The 17,445-nt window shown below is 72.5% G+C and carries 13 protein-coding genes; 7 read left to right on the top strand and 6 right to left on the bottom strand.

Annotated features, from left to right (window positions below; genetic code table 11):
• Nucleotides 1-157 precede the first annotated feature (157 nt).
• From ACIBSW_RS01705 to ACIBSW_RS01695, 3 genes are all read right to left on the bottom strand, one after another.
• Complete coding sequence (locus ACIBSW_RS01705) at nt 158-589, bottom strand: hypothetical protein (protein WP_354726422.1); 432 nt, start codon at nt 587-589, stop codon at nt 158-160.
• Nucleotides 586-843, bottom strand: a complete 258-nt coding sequence (locus ACIBSW_RS01700) for a hypothetical protein (RefSeq protein WP_354726424.1) — start codon at nt 841-843, stop codon at nt 586-588. The genes ACIBSW_RS01705 and ACIBSW_RS01700 overlap by 4 nt, the downstream gene beginning before the upstream one ends.
• 140 nt (nt 844-983) lie before the next feature.
• Nucleotides 984-2,675 (bottom strand): alkaline phosphatase D family protein, encoded by a 1,692-nt coding sequence (locus ACIBSW_RS01695; RefSeq protein ID WP_354726426.1) that lies wholly within the window; start codon nt 2,673-2,675, stop codon nt 984-986.
• A 111-nt stretch (nt 2,676-2,786) separates the two neighbouring features.
• On the opposite strand from ACIBSW_RS01695, the gene ftsY reads away from it, so the two are divergent.
• The 7 genes from ftsY to ACIBSW_RS01660 all read left to right on the top strand — a co-directional run bounded on the left by ftsY (nt 2,787) and on the right by ACIBSW_RS01660 (nt 13,047).
• Nucleotides 2,787-3,935: a signal recognition particle-docking protein FtsY gene (gene ftsY, locus ACIBSW_RS01690; RefSeq protein ID WP_354726428.1), complete on the top strand. Its 1,149-nt coding sequence runs from the start codon at nt 2,787-2,789 to the stop codon at nt 3,933-3,935.
• Between the two features lie 52 nt (nt 3,936-3,987).
• On the top strand, nt 3,988-4,800 hold the full coding sequence (locus ACIBSW_RS01685; protein WP_184990084.1) for an aminoglycoside phosphotransferase family protein: 813 nt from the start codon (nt 3,988-3,990) through the stop codon (nt 4,798-4,800).
• Nucleotides 4,801-5,300: 500 nt separating this feature from the next.
• On the top strand, nt 5,301-6,656 hold the full coding sequence (locus tag ACIBSW_RS01680; RefSeq protein ID WP_354726430.1) for an ammonium transporter: 1,356 nt from the start codon (nt 5,301-5,303) through the stop codon (nt 6,654-6,656).
• Between the two features lie 33 nt (nt 6,657-6,689).
• On the top strand, nt 6,690-7,028 hold the full coding sequence (locus ACIBSW_RS01675) for a P-II family nitrogen regulator (protein WP_184998642.1): 339 nt from the start codon (nt 6,690-6,692) through the stop codon (nt 7,026-7,028).
• A gap of 88 nt (nt 7,029-7,116) precedes the next feature.
• On the top strand, nt 7,117-9,321 hold the full coding sequence (locus ACIBSW_RS01670) for a [protein-PII] uridylyltransferase (protein WP_354726444.1): 2,205 nt from the start codon (nt 7,117-7,119) through the stop codon (nt 9,319-9,321).
• Nucleotides 9,322-9,412: 91 nt separating this feature from the next.
• The gene (locus ACIBSW_RS01665; RefSeq protein WP_354726432.1) at nt 9,413-11,923 is read left to right on the top strand and encodes a glycosyltransferase; all 2,511 of its coding nucleotides are present in this window, start codon (nt 9,413-9,415) and stop codon (nt 11,921-11,923) included.
• 86 nt (nt 11,924-12,009) lie between these two features.
• The gene (locus tag ACIBSW_RS01660) at nt 12,010-13,047 is read left to right on the top strand and encodes a class I SAM-dependent methyltransferase (protein WP_354726434.1); all 1,038 of its coding nucleotides are present in this window, start codon (nt 12,010-12,012) and stop codon (nt 13,045-13,047) included.
• On the opposite strand, the gene ACIBSW_RS01655 is transcribed toward ACIBSW_RS01660, so the two are convergent.
• The 3 genes from ACIBSW_RS01655 to ACIBSW_RS01645 form a co-directional block, all read right to left on the bottom strand.
• Nucleotides 13,037-13,921: an endonuclease/exonuclease/phosphatase family protein gene (locus ACIBSW_RS01655; protein WP_404799188.1), complete on the bottom strand. Its 885-nt coding sequence runs from the start codon at nt 13,919-13,921 to the stop codon at nt 13,037-13,039. The two genes, ACIBSW_RS01660 and ACIBSW_RS01655, sit on opposite strands and share 11 nt — an antisense overlap.
• 132 nt (nt 13,922-14,053) lie before the next feature.
• On the bottom strand, nt 14,054-16,150 hold the full coding sequence (locus tag ACIBSW_RS01650; protein ID WP_354730391.1) for an acyltransferase family protein: 2,097 nt from the start codon (nt 16,148-16,150) through the stop codon (nt 14,054-14,056).
• Nucleotides 16,147-17,409, bottom strand: coding sequence for a nucleotide sugar dehydrogenase (locus ACIBSW_RS01645; RefSeq protein WP_354730393.1), 1,263 nt, complete (start codon nt 17,407-17,409; stop codon nt 16,147-16,149). Before ACIBSW_RS01645 ends, ACIBSW_RS01650 begins: the two co-directional genes overlap by 4 nt.
• Nucleotides 17,410-17,445 lie beyond the last annotated feature (36 nt).

Raw genomic sequence — 17,445 nt, 5'->3', positions numbered from 1 at the left:
CGCCGCCGTGACCGTCGGTGAATTCGTCATGGCGGTCGATCGGGTGCAGGCGGGCCCACCGGCACCCGATCGGAGGTCGCTCACTCAGCCGCGCTGTGGCGGCGGTCCAGGCAGTCATGGAGCAATCCTGGACCGCCCCTACGACACTTTCAGCCGGTCACGCGTCCTCGCGAGGGATCACGTGCACCTGACCCGGAGGCAGCAGTTCCGCCACCTCGGTTGGCTCGGTGGTGAGATACCAGGCCTCATGCTCCTTCGCGGCCGAGACTGCATGGGACCGGGCGAGGTCGCCTCCAGCCGGTTGAACCTCATCGGCGACGATCTCGGCTGCTTCGGCATCGAGGTCGATGACCGCGATGCCAGGCAGTGTCAGGATGAGCTTCAGCAGCGCGGTGGCGTGCTTGTTGCCGATGACCGTCCCGTAGGCCTCCAGTAAGGCCACGGCGGGGACCCCGATGAACGCTTCGTCAGCCGCCACGTCGATGAGTAGCTCGCCGACGTGGAGATGTCCCTTGGCGTAAGACTGCAGCGCCGAACGGTCCAACACTGCCTGGATGGTGCGCGGCTCGTCGGTCAGGGGAGAGGTCATCGCGCGTCCCCCAGCCGCTCGGCGGCCTTGTCCTCGTGCCACTGCCGGAATTCGGCTCGCTGCTCGTCGGTGAACTTGGGGAGGGTGCCGAGTGCGGCGTCGATCCCCTCGTCGGTGAGGTGGAAGCCGGCCGCGCGCAGCGCCGCTGCCGTGGCGGCGCCGCGCTGCATGCGGGCCCGAACGGCCTCCGTCACCACCGCTGAACTGTTCGGGTACTTGTCGAGGTACTGGGCTACGTCGTCGGGAAGACTCACGGTAATCCGCCTTGTCATACTCGAATCATACTGATGGCAGACCCAAGGTCACCACCGTCCCGGGAAAGGTTGTGGCATCGGGCTGTACGTACAGCACAACAGAGCATCGAAGTAACCAAATTGATCAATTGATCTGCTGGTCAGGCGTCCTGGAGCGGGACGTCGGCGCGGGTGGTCAGCTCGCCGTCCCGGTCCGTCTCCTCGATGCGGACGTCCGCCTGCTTCCCCGCGTGCCGCAGCGTGCTCACCGCGTTGCCGAAGTACGGGCCGGCCAGCCGCTTCCACCGCACCGTCGGCCGGGCCACCCCGGCGGACCGGGCCAGTCCGCGCACGGCCCGGGCCGCCGCCCGTGACCAGCTGAAACGCATCGCCGGGCGCATGAACGCCGGCACCTGGTTGTGGATCGGCGAGCAGGTCAGCTGATGCACCGGGGTCGCCGTGGCCGGCCCCAGGTCCGCCCGGGCCACGTACGAGTGGTGCACGTCCCCGGACAGCACGCTGATCGAGGCCGGCGCGGAATAGGCGCCGCCCGCGCCGACCCGGTGCCCCGGCGCGCCGGTCCCGCCCTCGCCGATGCGCCGGAACAGCTCGGTCAGCGCGTCGAAGGAGCGGGTGAAGGCCGCCCAGTGCTCCAGGTCGAACGTGCGGCGGACCTTCTCCGCGAAGACGGCGCGGCGCTGCCCGTGCGAGTCGGCGAGGCGCTCGTTCCAGGCCTCGAGGTGGTGGATGGCGGGCGGCAGCAGCCACGGCAGGGACGAGCCGACCACCAGGTGGTCGTAGTCGCCGTGCGCCTGGTCCACGAACCACGCCCACTCCGCCGCGGGCAGCATCTCGCGCCCGCCCGTGGTCAGCACCCGGTTGCACCGGTTGTCGAGCATGACCACCCGGGTCCGCCCGATGTCGAGCGCGAAGCTCCACTGGTACGGCCGGTCGGTGTTCTCCGCCGAGGAGGGTGAGTCGACGGAGATGCCGAAGTCGCGCAGCACCGCCGTCGCGTCGTCGACCGAGGTGATCTCGGCGAGCAGTGGGTCCGCGGCGAGCTCGTCCGGGCTCAGATTGCCCAGGTGCTGGTAGACCCAGTACGACGCCAGGCCGCTGGAGATCCGCTCGAGCCACCAGTCCTGCGCCGACATGTCCCTGCGCCAGGACGCCGAGGTGTTCCAGTCGTCGATGATCTCGTGGTCGTCGAAGATCATCACGCTCGGCACGGTGGCCAGCAGCCAGCGCACCTCGGGGTCGCGCCAGGACTCCAGGTAGAGCCGGGTGTACTCGTCGAACGAGACGACCTGGTCCTCCGGGCCGCGGTGGCCGGACGCGCGCCGCCCGCGCAGGAAGCGCCGGACCTTCGCCGAGGTGTTGTCGGCGTACACCTGGTCGCCGAGGAGCACGATCAGGTCGGGGCGCAGCTCCGGGTCGCGCGGGTCGGTCATCAGCCGCCGGGAGTACGCGTCCAGCGCGTCGGGCGGCAGCCGGCGGCCGGTGGCGTGCGCGGTCGCCTCGCGGCAGGAGCCGAAGGTCAGGCTGACGGTCCGGTGCGCGTCGTCGGCGGGCCGGGTCACGATCAGGCTCGGCGGGTACGGCGAGTCGGGCAGCGGCCACACGGCTCGGTCGTCGAGCGACACCTCATATTCGCTCGCGGAGTCGGGGACCAGGCCCTCGACCACGACGATCGCGTAGTGGTGCCCGTACGCGGTGAAGGTGGTCGCGGAGCCGGCGCCCCCGCCGGCGACCCGCACGCGGACGACGGCCGGCGCGGTCGTCTCCACCCAGATCGTCGCCCGGTCGCCCGCCACGCGGCGTAGCACGGGGCCGATCAGCAGATGGGCGGTCAACGGGCAACCGGGTGGCGCGACATGATCCCTATCCTGCCGAGCGGCCCGGCTTTGCGCCAGCGGGTGCCGGGTGCTCCCACGCGCCCGCGGGACATCTGTCAGGATTTCGGAATGGAATACGTGGTCGCCTCCCTGATCCTGCTGCTTGTGCTGGTGGTCGGCGCCATCGGTCTGGTCGTGCCCCGGCTGCGCCGGCGCGAGCTGCCCCCGCCGCCCCCGGCCGAGGAGCTGCCGCCGCTGATCACGAAGCCGGCCGAGGCGCCGGTTGCCGAGGCGCCGCCGGTGGAGACGGCCCCGCCGGTGGAGGCGAAGCCGGTCATCGAGACGCCGGAGCCCACCGCGGGCCGCCTGGTGCGGCTGCGGGCCCGGCTCAGCCGTTCGCAGAGCGTCCTCGGCCGCGGCCTGCTCAGCGTGCTCTCCCGCGATCACCTGGACGACGACGCCTGGGAGGAGATCGAGGACAGCCTGATCTCCGCCGACGTCGGCGTCGAGGCGACCCACGCCCTGGTCGAGCGGCTGCGCGAGCGGGTCCGGGTGCTCGGCACCCGGACGGTGTCCGAGGTGCGCGCCCAGCTCGCCGAGGAGTTGACCGCGGCGCTGGACCCCGGGATGGACCGCACGCTCAAGACGACGCCGCACGACGGGCGGCCGGCGGTCATGCTGGTGGTCGGCGTCAACGGCGCCGGCAAGACCACCACCTGCGGCAAGGTGGCCCGGGTCCTGATCGCCGACGGCCGTACCGTGCTGCTCGGCGCGGCCGACACGTTCCGGGCCGCGGCGACCGAGCAGCTCATCACGTGGGGCGAGCGGGTCGGCGCCGAGACGGTCCGCGGCCCCGAGGGCGGCGACCCCGCCAGCGTGGCGTTCGACGCGGTCAAGCGCGGCATCGACACCGGCGTCGACACCGTGCTCATCGACACGGCGGGCCGGCTGCAGAACAAGATCGGGCTGATGGACGAGCTCGGCAAGGTCAAGCGGGTCGTGGAGAAGCACGGGCCGGTCGACGAGACGCTGCTCGTGCTCGACGCCACCACCGGGCAGAACGGCCTGGAACAGGCCCGGGTCTTCACCGACGTGGTGGATGTCACGGGGGTCGTGCTCACCAAACTGGACGGCACCGCGAAGGGCGGAATCGTCATCGCCGTGCAGAACAAGCTGGGGATTCCGGTCAAACTGGTGGGCCTGGGCGAGGGCCCGGACGACCTGGCGCCGTTCGATCCCGCCGCGTTCGTCGAGGCTCTGCTTGGCACCGACGCGTAGGCTCGGGGGCGATGGACCCCGACCGCGGGGGCGCGTCAAGGGGAGGCCGTGGGTGACGCAGGAGCACGAGCTTCAGGACTCCCGCCGCGAGATCCCGTTACATGGTGGCAACGTCAGCACCGTCTCCAAGGTCGGCGACACCGTGCGCCGCAACGCCGGCCCGTGGACGCCGGCGGTGCACTCGCTGCTCAACCATCTGCAACGGGTCGGTTTCACCGGGTCACCGCACGCGCTGGGCATGGACGAGCGCGGCCGTGAGGTGCTGTCGTACCTGGACGGCGAGTGCGGCGAGTACCCGCTCGCGCCGCACTGGACGACCGAGGAGGCGCTGGTCACGGTCGCGACGATGCTGCGCATGTTCCACGACGCGCAGTACGGCTTCCAGCCGCCGCCCGGCGCGGTCTGGCGCTCGTTCGGCCCGCCGCCGCCGGACACCGAGGTGATCTGCCACCACGACGCGGCCCCGCACAACGTGGTCTGGCGACCCGACGGCACGCTGGCGTTGATCGACTTCGATCTCGCGTCGCCCGGCGCGCGCATCTACGACGTGGCCTATGCGGCCTGGACCTGGGTGCCGCTGTTCAGCGACCGCGACTCCTACACGCTGGGCTGGAAGCGGCCGAACCGCCCGCGTCGACTGCGCCTGTTCGCGGACGCCTACGGCCTGATCCCGCGGGACCGGCACCGGCTGGTCCGCACCATCCGCCGGCGGATCGTCGACCACGTGGAGGGCATCCGGCGGATGGCCGCGGCCGGCGACCCGGCCTTCGTGCGCATAGTGCACAAGGGCCACCTACGCCGCCCGATGCGCGACCTCCGGCTACTGGATTACGAACGCCACACGCTCGAGTACGCACTGCGGTAACCCTTTTCCGGTACGGCGCGAGGGCCGCACAACCGCAACGACGTCGTCCTCCCGCACACCGCGGCGGGCACCTGCATGATCGGCCGCGGGATCCCGTGCCGGCCCGCGGATCGTCCCTAATTGCCTGGTCCGGCGGCCGCGCCTCGGCCTGGACCGGCGACTGGCCATCCGCCCGGACATAGGTCGCCGGTGTTGCGGTTGTCGGCGGCCGGCGCCGTACGGGAAAAGGCTGTTGTATTTCAAGATCACGGCGTCCTGAAGGTTATTACCCTGATTTGCGCTGGTTTGCTCCGCCTGCTGTGAGAGTTTCTTCACACGTACGAAACACTCCGTCACGCGTCGGAAATCGCGCGTAGACCGTGTGCGAAACAGCAGAACGAAAGGCTTCCGCCCGAACCGGCCAACAGGGCGACGCAGCCCGGTGGCCGAGGCTGCATCTCATCCGACGGTTCCCGCCGCGGGCCGGTGCAGAAGGACACCTTAATCCGAGAGGAGGCAGCGTGGAGATCAACACCGGCAATACGGCCTGGTTGCTCCTGTCGTCTGCGCTCGTACTGCTTATGACTCCCGGCCTGGCGCTGTTCTACGGTGGCCTCAACCGGTCCAAGGGCGCCCTGAACATGATGATGATGAGCTTCTCGAGTATCGGGCTCGTCTCCGTCCTGTGGGTGCTGTACGGCTTCAGCCTTTCCTTCGGCACCAACGGCAGCGCCGGTGCGAACAACTTCATCGGCAGCTTCAGCCAGTACTTCGGCACCGGCACCAGCTGGATCGGTGAGGAGTGGATGGTCGCGGGCGCCGGCACCGGCATCCCGACCTACGCCTTCATGGTCTTCCAGATGATGTTCGCCATCATCACCGTCGCGCTGATCAGCGGCTCGCTCTCGGACCGCCTCAAGTTCGGCGGCTGGCTCCTCTTCGCCGCCGGCTGGTTCACCCTGGTCTACGTCCCGGTCGCGCACTGGGTCTGGGGCGGCGGCTGGATCGGCGCGAAGCTCGGCGCGCTCGACTTCGCCGGCGGCACCGCGGTGCACATCAACGCCGGCGCCGCGGCGCTCGGTGTCGCGCTCGTGCTCGGCAAGCGCGTCGGCTGGCCCCGCGAGGCCATGAAGCCGCACAGCGTGCCGTTCGTCGCGCTCGGCGCCGGCCTGCTCTGGTTCGGCTGGTTCGGGTTCAACGCCGGCTCGGAGCTGACCGTCGACAGCATCACCGCTGTCGCGTTCGTCAACACCCAGGTCGCCACGGCCGCCGCGCTGCTCGGCTGGATCATCGTGGAGTGGCTCCGCGACGGCAAGCCGACCCTGGTCGGTGCCTCCTCCGGCGCGGTCGCCGGCCTGGTCGCCATCACCCCGGCCTGTGGCTTCATCGCACCGCTGCCGGCGGCGCTGCTCGGCATCATCGCCGGCGCCGTCTGCGCCCTGGCGGTCAGCCTGAAGTACAAGTTCGGCTACGACGACTCGCTCGACGTGGTCGGCGTCCACTTCGTCGGCGGTTGGATCGGCTCCCTGGGCATCGGCTTCTTCGCCACCACCCAGGTCAACGCCGTCGCCGCCCGCGAGAGCCTGTTCTACGGCGGTGGCGTGGACCAGCTGTGGCGCCAGTTCGCCGGCAGCGCCGTGGTCACCGTCTACTCGCTCGGCATCGCGATCGTTCTCGCGCTGATCCTCAAGGCCGTCAAGGTCTTCCGGGTCGACGGCGAGACCGAGGTGGCGGGCATCGACGTCGCCGAGCACGCCGAGAGCGCGTACGACCTGTCGCCCACCACTGGCTCGGGCGGCGCCTTCGCGATGGCCGGCATCAAGCAGTCGGGCAGCACTGACGGGACCGCTCCCGTCAGTGAAAAGGTCGCCGGTTAATTTCCCCTGATGGCTGCGATGGAAGGACTGAGCATGAAGCTGGTGACAGCGGTCATCAAGCCGTACCAGCTCGACGCGGTGAAGGAGGCCCTGCACGCACTCGGCGTGGCGGGCCTGACCGTGAGCGAGGTACAGGGCTACGGACGGCAGAAGGGCCACACCGAGGTGTACCGGGGTGCCGAGTACACGGTGGAGTTCCTGCCGAAGATCAAGGTTGAGGTGCTGACCGACGAGATCGACGTCGAGAAGGTCGTCGACGCCGTCATCACCTCGGCGCGGACGGGCAAGATCGGTGACGGCAAGGTCTGGGTCACGGCCGTTGAGGACGTGGTCCGGGTCCGCACCGGCGAACGCGGCCTCGACGCGCTGTAGCAGGACATCCGACAACCAAGAGGGAATCGAATTGTCATACGTGGTCAGTGAGCCGTCGGCGCCGCCAGCGGTACCGTCCGGCGGCTCACTGGACACGCTGCGCCACCACCTCGGCGCCGCCGCCCGGGCCGAGCGGGCGACGGCGCTCGACGCGTGGCTGGCCACCATGTTCCCCGGCCACCTGCCCGGCGTCAGCCTGATCGCGGTCGGCGGGCTCGGCCGGCGGGACTGCGCGCCGCACAGCGACCTCGACCTGGTGCTGCTGCACAACGGCACGGCCGGCATCGACCGCATCGCCTCCGCGCTCTGGTATCCGATCTGGGACGCCCGGCTGGGGCTGGACCACTCCGTGCGTACCCTGCCGGAGGCGCTCTCCGTCGCGCACGACGACGTCAAGGTCGCGCTCGGCCTGCTCGACGCCCGGCACGTCGCCGGCGACGCGGCGCTCTCCGCCGAGCTCATCGCCGCCGCCTCCGACCAGTGGCGGCGCACCGCCGTACGCCTGCTGCCGCAGCTCAAGGAGCTCACCGCGGCCCGCTGGGCGACCCACGGCGAGCTCGCGTTCCTGCTCGAGGGCGACCTCAAGGAGGCCGCCGGCGGCCTGCGCGACCTCACCATCCTGCGCGGTATCGGCCGGGCCGGCGTCGCCGACACGATGCGCCCCGCGGTCCGCGCCGCGAACCTGCGGCTGCTCGACACCCGCGACGCGCTGCACCTGGCCGTCGGCCGCCGGGTGGACCGCCTCGTCGCGCAGGAACGCGCGGCGGTCGCGGAGCTGCTCGATGTCGACGACGGCGATGCCTTGCTGCGCCGGGTCTCCGGCGACGCCCGGACCATCGCGCACGCGCTGGACGACGCCTGGCGGGCCGCCGACCGGCTGCGCAGCGGCCGCCGCCGCGGCACCCCGGCACGGCCGTCCCGGCGCCCGGTCGCCCGCGACGTGGTCGAGCAGGACGGCGAGCTCGTGCTCGCCCGCACTGCCATCGGGCCGGTGCCCGACCCGACCCTGTCGCTGCGGGTCGCGGCCGCGGCCGCGACCGTCCGGCTGCCCATCGCCCGCGCCACCTGCGAGTGGCTGGCCGCCTTCTGCCCGCCGCTGCCGATGCCGTGGCCACCCGCGGCCCGCGCCGCCCTGGTCTCCCTGCTCGGCTCCGGCCCGGGGCTGCTGCCCACCTGGGAGGCGTGCGACCGGTACGGCCTGATCGACGCGTGGCTGCCCGAGTGGGCCCGGCTGCGCAGCCTCCCGCAGCACCACCCGATCCACCGGTTCACCTTGGACCGGCACCTGGTGCAGGCCGCGTACGAGGCGACCGCGTTCACCCGCGAGGTGTACCGGCCCGACCTGCTGCTCATCGGCGCCTTCCTGCACGACATCGGCAAGGGTCTGCCCGGCGACCACAGCATCGTCGGCGCGCCGATCGGCGCCGAGGTCGCCACCCGGATCGGCCTGCCGCCCGCGGACGTGGCCACCGTGGAGAAGCTGGTCCGGCTGCACCTGCTGCTGCCCGACGTCGCCACCCGCCGGGACCTCAGCGACCCGGTCACCATCACCACCGTCGCCGAGGCCGTCGGCGACCCGGCGACCCTGGACCTGCTGCACGCCATCGCCCGCGCGGACTCGCACGCCACCGGCCCGGCCGCCTGGTCGGACTGGAAGGGCCGGCTGATCGCCGAGCTGGTCCGGCGGGTGCACACCGCGCTGGACGGCGGCGCGCTGCCGGCCCCGCCCGAACCGGACCCGGAGCTGCTCGCCGGTGGCCTGCCCGCCGTACACCTGGACGGCGACCGGGTCGCGGTCGCCGCGGCCGACCGCCGGGGCCTGCTCGGCTCGGTGGCCGCGTGCCTGGCCCTGCACCGCCTCGACGTGCTCGCGGCCGACGTCTCCACCGTGGACGGCCGGGCGATCGTGGAGTTCCTGACCCAGCCCCGGTACGGCTCGCCGGCCGACCCGGTGGCGCTCGCCGCGGACCTGCGCCGGGTGGCCGCCGGCGACGTCTCGGTGACCCAGCGGCTGCGCGCCCGGGCGATGTCGGCCCGCGGTGGCGCCGCGCCCCGGGTGGTCTGGCACGGCGGTGCCGCCACCGACGCGGCCGTGCTGGAGCTGCGCGCGGCCGACTCCTCGGGCCTGCTCTTCCGGGTGGCGACCGCGCTCGACGAGGCCGGCGCCGACGTGCGCGCGGCCCGCATCTCCACGCTCGGCGGCGACGTGGTCGACGCGTTCTACCTCGTCGGTGCCTGGAGCGACCCGGCGGCCCGGGAACGGGTCGAGGCGGCCGTGCTCGCCGCGGTCTGAGACGACGCGGCGGCGCGACCGTCACCTCGATCGCTCTGTTGACGTTGGCCTTATCGACATCCAGGGCGTACGTGAAGAGGTCTGTTGCCGCATGGGGGAGACACCCGGTCTGCTTGACGACTACCTGCGAATCGCCCAGTACCACGTGAGGTCGGCGCTGCCGCCCACGGCGATCCGGATCAGGTCGCTCGACGCGCGCCGGCTGCTGGCGCGCTCCGGCCTGAAGGAGAGCGGTTCCTACGCCGAGCTGATCGACGCCGCCCGCGCCGGCGACAGCCGGTGGCTGCGCCGGCGCCGGCGCGACGTCAAGCCGACGGTGCTCGCCGGGCTGGCGCAGGTCCTGGCGCAGCAGGAGATGCTGCCCGAGGACCGGACCGACGCGCTGGCCCTCTACGACCTGATCCGGGTCGCGCTCGGCCCGGACGCGCTGCCGTCGGCGCATCAGGGCCTGCACGCGCAGCTCGCCTTCGCCTGGCAGGGCGCCGACCACGCGCGGGCGCTGCTGCGGGCGTACCGGCAGGTGAGCGATGGCGTGCGGGCCGATCTCGAGCTGGACCTGGCGAACCCGTTCGCGGGCGACGAGCCGGTCATCCCGTGGCTCACCGCGTTCCGGACGATGCTGCCCGACCCGCCGCTCGCGCTCGCGCACAACGAGGGCGTCGTGCCGTTCGACCGGCTGACCGTCGCGTGCGCGGTGCCCGGAGTCGAGGAGCCGGAGCGGATCTCGGTGATCGTGACCGCGTTCCGCCCCGACGAGGGCCTGATCACCGCGGTGCGCTCGATCCTCGACCAGAGCTGGCGCAACGTCGAGGTGATCATCGTCGACGACGCCTCGCCGCCGGAGTTCGAGCCGGTGCTGGCCCGGGCCGTCGCGCTGGGCGGCCGGATCCTGCTGGTCCGCCAGCCGGTCAACCGGGGCACCTACGAGGCCCGCAACGCCGGCATGGACGCGGCCGAGGGCGAGTTCGTGGCGTTCCAGGACTCCGACGACTGGTCCCATCCGCGCCGGCTCGAACTGCAGGTCCGGCCGCTGCTGGAGGACCGCCGGCTGGTCGCGACCGCCTCCGACGGGGTCGGTGTCACCGAGGACCTGCTGGTCACCCGCCCGGGTGTGCGGCGGAGCCGGTTCAATCCGTCCTCGCTGTTGTTCCGCCGGGCGCAGGTGATGGACCGGATCGGCTACTTCGACCCGGTACGCAAGGCCGCCGACTCGGAGTACATCGGCCGGATGCGTGCCGTCTTCGGCGAGTCGGCCGTGCTGCACCTGGAAGACTCGGCGCCGCTGGCGCTGATCCGGCGGTCGCTCGGCTCGCTGTCGCGCGCCGAGATCGGCGCGTACTGGATGCACCCGGCGCGGACCGCGTACGCCTCGGCCTACCTGCGGTGGCACTCGCGGATCGCGGCCCGGTCCGCCGAGCCGTACCGGCCGCGGGACGGCGCCGGGCGACCCTTCGCCGTGCCCGACCACCTGCGGCTGGCCCGGGGCGAGCAGGCCGACCGGCCCGGGTACGACGTCGTGATGGTCGCCGACTGGCGCTTCCTGCAGGGCACCCAGCAGTCGGCGCTGGAGGAGATCCGGGCGCTGGTCGCGCGCGGGCTGCGCGTCGGGATCATGCAGTTCGAGTCGCTGCGGCCGCCGGCCCGGCTCCGGTGGCCGCTCTGCGGGCCGGTGCAGCAGCTCGTCAACGACGGCCGGATCGACCAGGTGCTGCCGGGCGACGAGAACCGCGCCGAGCTCGTCATCGTGCGCCAGGCCGCGACGCTGCAGTTCCCGCCCGGCGATCCGTGCCTGCTGCGCACCCGGCACGTCATGGTGGTGGCCGACGAGGCGCCCGGGCGGCTGGGGGACACCGCCCGGCGCTACTCGCCCGAGGACTGCTCCCGGGCCGCGTTCCGGCTGTTCGGTACCGAGCCGGTGTGGTGCCCGCAGGATCCGCAGATCCGGGTGGTGCTGCGGGCGGAGAACGTCGAGCTGACGCCGTACGACCTGCCGGTGGTCGTGGACGGCGAACGGTGGTGCGCGAGCCGGAGGTCCCCGGCCGGGCCGAGCGTGATCGGCACCGACCTCAGCGACGAGGGCGTGTGGCCGCGGGACGCGCGGTCGGCGCTGGTCGTCTATCAGACGCTGAAGGACTGGGACGTGCGGCTGCGGCTGCCCGACTGGCCGCGTACCGGGTACCGGCTCGGCGGCCCGCGCAACCACCTGGTCTTCGAGGCCGCCGACCTGGACCTGCGCACGTTCGTTCACCAGCTCGACTTCTATCTGCACTTTCCCAGCCCGGACCGGATCGAGACGTTCTCGCGTCCGGCGCTGGAGGCGGCGTCGCTCGGCTGCGTGGTGGTGATGCCCGAACGGCACGCCGCCGTCTTCGGCGACGCCGCGGTCTACTGCGCGCCGGAGCAGCTCGCGGCGACCATCCGCCGCTACCGCCGCGACCGGGAGCTGTTCGCCGAGCAGAGCGAGCGGGCCCGGGCGGTGGTCGCCAAGGCGCATCATCCGCAGCTCTTCGTCGACCGCATCGCCGGGATCGTCACGGCGCCACGCCCGGCGGCACCGGCACAGCGCTCGGCGCCGCACGCCACCACCGGCACCGCGCGCTGACCGCGGCCGTAACGGCGGTGTCACCGCGTGCGTTAGGCGATGGTGTTGAGCCGCGCCCGGTGGCGCGCCCGATTCTGGAGGTCTGAATGAACAGCCTGGTCCGGTTCGTCGGTCGGCTGGCGGTACGGGTGCGCAGCCTGACGCGCCCGCAGACGGTGATCCTCACGATTCTCTCGGCGTGCTGCCTCGGCGTGTGGGCGGCGGCCGCCACGGGACACCAGGGCCTCGCCCTGTCGCTGCTGGGTGGCCTGCTGCTCGGTGTGCTGCTGGGCATCCTGCACCTGTCCCGCTGGATCAGCGGGGTGTACCGGGCCAACCAGAACGCGAACCGCGAGCTGCGCCTGATCATGGAGCAGCTGCAGCGGCGGGTCGTCGCCACCGTGGAGAAGGAGCGGGTCGCCGCCGGCGACCGGCACCAGGACCTGACCCGGACCATCACCCGCGGGCTGCGGCAGAGCGGGCACGGCACGGACCTGCTGCTGCGCGCGCAGAGTCGCGAGATCGAGGCGATGTTCCAGCTGTTCCGGCAGAGCACGCCGCGCGCGCCGATGCCGTCCTCGGGCGACTTCGCGCTGAACCCGACGGACCTGCTCGACCTGCTCTACCTGGTCCGGCTCCGGCAGCCCCGGCTGGTCCTCGAGCTCGGCAGCGGCACCTCGACGGTCTGGCTCGGCTACGCCCTGGCCGAGTACGGCGGCAAGCTCGTCTCCATCGACCACGACCCCGGCTACGCGCGCCAGACCCGGGCGCTGATCGCGGCGCACGAGCTCGACGACGTGGTGCAGGTGCGGGAGGCGCCGCTGCGGGAGCTGACCGCGGGCGGCAAGCCCTACCAGTGGTACGACGTCGAGCAGCTGGCCGATCTGCGCGACATCGACCTGCTGCTGATCGACGGCCCACCGGCCGCCACCGGCCCGGACGCGCGGTACCCGGCCCTGTCGGTGCTCGCCGGGCGGCTCGCCGGCACGGCGACGGTGATCCTCGACGACACCAACCGTCAGCAGGAGCGGGAGGCGGTGCAGCGCTGGATCAGCGAGGTGCCGGGCCTGACCGAGGAGCAGCGGCTGCTGGGGCGGCACACGGTGCTGTCGTACTCACGTACCGCCGCGGCGGTCACAGTCTGAGGCCGGCGGGGTCGGGGATGACGAAGCTGCCGACGTACAGGCAGTGATCGGACAGGTCACCGCAGGCCGTGGCCGCCCTGCGCGGAGTCAGGAATCCCCGGCTGCCGAAGAGGTAGTCGATCTTCAACCCCCTCGGGATGAACGTGGGCAGCGGCTCCGCCCGCCCGTCCGCCTCCTGGAACAACGTGGCGAAGGGCGCCAGGCCGAGGCTGCTCGGCTGCGAGTTGAGATCCCCGCCGAAGATCACCGGCTGGGCGGCCGCGATCGGCTCCAGCCAGCGCTGGACCGAGGCCAGCTGCAGCGCCAGGTTGGGCCCGCTCGGCGCGGTGTGCGTGGTCACCGCGAGCACGGGGCGCCCGGCGATGCGCACCCGGGCGCCGAGCGCCACGCGCGGCTCCTGCCTCGCCCGGTGCGGGCTGGGCAGCCGGCGCACCACCTTGCCGTACAGGGTGCCGCGGGCGACGATCGCCACCCCGAAGCCGCGCCCGTGCCGGCGGTCGTCGTTGTCGCACTTGCCGCCGGTGGTGGCGCGGGCGAACACGGCCGAGTAGCCGCGCTTGACGAGGAGCCGGCGGATGCCGAGGTACTGCGAGTAGCAGAGCTCCTGCAGCATGGCCACCGATGTCTCCCGGCGGCGGATCTGGTCGGCGACATTCTGCGCGGTGAGGCCCACCTCACCGCGCCGGCAGATGTTGCCGCAGACGTTGAAGGTGAACACCTCCACGGTCGGCGGTCCCTGTGCCTCCGTCGTAGTCTCCGGCAGAACCTCGGTCCCCGTCGGCGCCTGCGTCGTCGGCGATGCCCGCGCATGCGCCTGGGGGGTTCCCGTCAGCAGGCCGCTGAGCAGCGCAACCAGTACCACCGCGGTTTTCATGCCCCAAAGATTCGGCCGCGCTTGCGCACCCAACAGAGTCTGCGGGGTTGCAGACCGGTTGTCGTCCCCCGGCCGATGGACAGACAGACCGGCCGGCACGCGCTCGCGTGCCGGCCGGTGGGGCGGGTGGGGTCAGGGTTTCAGTCGCGCGGAGAGCAGCGGCGCGAGGAACCTGCTGTACGCCGTGGTCATGTGGTGCTGGTCCTTGTAGACCAGGATGTTGCCGACGATGCCGGGGCACCGGCTCGCGGTGCAGAACCACGGCAGCGGGTCGATGACCGTCGCGCCCTGCGCCCGGACCGCGGTCATCACCAGCCGGCGCCGCTGCGGGACGTTGACCGCGGCCTTGCGGCTGCGGGCGCAGACCAGCGGATCGTCGAGGTGCGCGGAGAGGCAGTTGGGCATCGAACCGGCCTGCCAGGGCGTGTCGTTGATGAAATAGACCCTGGTGCCCGGCCCGGACACCGCGGCCACGGACCGCTTCCACGCGTCCACCCAGGCCTGGTCCTGCGTGCCGGTCACCTTGAGCGCCTCGGCGCTCGGCGCGGTCGAGGCCATGACGACGATCGCCGGCTCCAGCGAGCGGATGTGCTGCCAGGCGGCCCTGCGCCACTGGACGCACTCGGTGAACTCGCGCTTGAGCGCGTCCTCGTAGATGAGGGTGTCCGCGGCCGAGCAGGCGCTCTTGGTGACCATGACGAGCTTCCAGCCGCGCCGCTTGGCGATGGCCTCCATCGCCGGGAACCAGTGCCCGGCGTGCGAGTCGCCGAACAGCACCACGGTGGTGGGCGAGGCCAGGTCGCCGTACGCGCAGGGTGTTTTGACCTCGGCGTCGTCGAACGCGCCGGAGCACCTCTCCCGGTAGATCCGCGGCTTGTCGTCGGCCGCCTTCGCCAGCCGCGGCGTGAGGTTGCGCGGCACGGCGGGCATGGCGACGGCGGCCGCGAGGCTCTGCCCCAGCCCGCCCGCGTCGGTCAGCGGCGCCGCCTTGTAGGTGCTGATCCCGCTCGCGTGCCCCGCGGTGAAGGCGATCAGCGCGCAGAGCCCGGCCGCCACCAGCGAGAGCGCGGCGCCGACGCCGATTCCGCGCCAGGGCCGGTCGCGCAGGGCGGCCAGGTGCCGCACCGGGTTCTCCACGCACGCGTAGGTGAGGCCGGCGAGCAGCAGCGCGCCGAGCGCGACCGCCACGTTCTCCCAGGTGGCGAGCGGGTGGCCGAGCGCGTACGGGGCGATGAGCAGCGCCGGCCAGTGCCAGAGGTACCAGGAGTACGAGAGCCGGCCGATGCCCTGCAGCGCGGGCAGCCCCAGCAGCCCCGGCTGATCCGGCCGAGTCGCGCAGCCGCCGGCGATGATCGCCGCGGCGCCGAGCACCGGCAGCAGCGCCGCGTACCCGGGGAACGGCGTCGACGCGGTGTACCCGAACGCCGAGATCACGATCGCGGCGAGCCCGCACCCGGTCAGCGCCCGGGACACCCGGGGCCCGATCCGGCCCAGGTGGGCCGCGCCGACCGCGAGCAGGGCGCCGACGCCCAGCTCCCAGGCGCGGGTGTGCGCGCCGAAGTAGGCCCAGCCGGCGTTGTGCCGGGTCTGCCAGACCGACAGCAGCAGCGAGCCGGCCGTCAGCACGGCCAGGACCGTGCCGAGCCCGCGGCCGCCGCGGCGCACGACGACGAGCAGCAGCAGCGGCCAGACCAGGTAGAACTGCTCCTCGACGGCGAGGGACCAGAAGTGCTGCAGCGGCGACGGCTCCGCGTCCGCGTTCAGGTAGTCCGTGCCGACGGCGGCCAGCCGCCAGTTCATCGAGTAGATCGTGGTGTGCAGCGCGTCCGAGAGGATCGCGGTCAGCCGCAGCGGCGGCAGCCACAGCGCCGCGGCCGCCATCGTCACCACGACCACGACGGTCGAGGCGGGCAGCAGCCGCAGCGCGCGGCGGGCGTAGAAGCGCCGGATCGAGACCCGGCCGGTACGCCCGGCCTCGCGCAGCAGCAGCCCGGTGATGAGGAAGCCGGAGATGACGAAGAACACGTCGACGCCGACATAGCCGCCGGTCAGGTACGGGACCCCGCAGTGGTACGCGACCACGAGCAGCACCGCGACCGCCCGCAGCCCCTCGATGTCGCGCCGGTGCCGCTCAGGCGCGGCCGCCCGGGTGACGCCCGGCCCCGGCGCGGCGTGGCCGGGCCGGGCGCGAGGTGCCGGCGTGGCGGCCGCGACGCTCGTGTCGGTCACAGCCGGTGTGCCGCGTCGCCGCGGGTCACGCCCCGGGTGTCGAAGAAGCGCTTGGCGATCCCGGCCAGGTGGTCGGCGTCGTACTCGCGGTGGTGCTGGACGAGGATGACCAGGTCGGCGGCCGCGGCGGAGCCCTCGAGGTCGTCGGTGCGCGGCACCTCGACGCCGCCGGCGCTCCAGGTGCCCACGTGCGGGTCGTGGTAGGTCAGCGTCGCGCCGAGCGCGGCGAGGTGGCGGGCGAGCGGCGTCGCCGGCGACTCACGCTGGTCGGCGATGTTCGGCTTGTAGGTGACCCCGAGCAGCAGCACCGAGGCGCCGTGCACGGCCTGCCCGTCGGCGTTGAGCAGGTTCTGCGCCCGCCGGGCCACGTACGCCGGCATCGTCGCGTTGATCTCCTGGGCCAGCTCGACGAAGCGGAACGGGTAGCCGAGCTTGCTGCGCACGTTGTGGCTCAGGTAGTTCGGGTCGATCGGGATGCAGTGCCCGCCGACGCCCGGGCCGGGGTAGAACGCCTGGAAGCCGAACGGCTTGGTCGACGCTGCGTTGATGACGTCCCAGAGGTCGATGTCGAGCTCGTGGCAGAACCGGGCCATCTCGTTGACCAGCGCGATGTTCACGTGCCGGTAGGTGTTCTCCAGCAGCTTCGCGGTCTCCGCCTCCCGGGTGCCGCGGGTGCGCACCACGGTCTCGACGAACCGCCCGTAGAACGCGGCGACCCGGTCGGCGCAGGCCGGGGTGTAGCCGCCGACGACCTTCGGGGTGTTGTGCGCGCCGAACCGCTCGTTGCCCGGGTCGATCCGCTCGGGCGAGAACGCCAGGCTGAAGTCGCGGCCGGCGACCAGGCCGGAGTGCTCCTCCAGCACCGGGCGGACCACGTCGTCGGTCGTGCCCGGGTAGGTGGTGGACTCGAGCACCACCAGCATGCCCGGGCGCAGGTTGCGCCCGATGGCCGCGGTCGCGGCGGTCACGGCCCGCAGGTCCGGGCCGTCGCCCTCGGAGAGCGGCGTCGGCACGCAGATCACCGCGGTGTCGGCCGTGGCGATCCGGGTCTCGTCGGTGGTGGTCCGGAAGCCGCCGGCGATCATCTCGGCGACGTCGGCGTCGGACAGGTCGTCCACGTGGGAGCGGCCCGCGCCGAGTGCGTCGACCACCGCGGCGTTGACGTCGAAGCCGAGGACGGACATGCCGGCCCGGATGGCCTGCTGCGCGAGCGGCAGGCCAACGTATCCCAGGCCGAGAATGACGACGTCGTAGCTCAAGGGGTTCTCTCCTTAATACAGCGCAGGTTGTTCCGG

The organism is Actinoplanes sp. NPDC049668 (assembly GCF_044465445.1).
In the GTDB taxonomy this organism is placed as follows: domain Bacteria; phylum Actinomycetota; class Actinomycetes; order Mycobacteriales; family Micromonosporaceae; genus Actinoplanes.
This window is presented reverse-complemented; position numbering and strand designations above follow the sequence as displayed.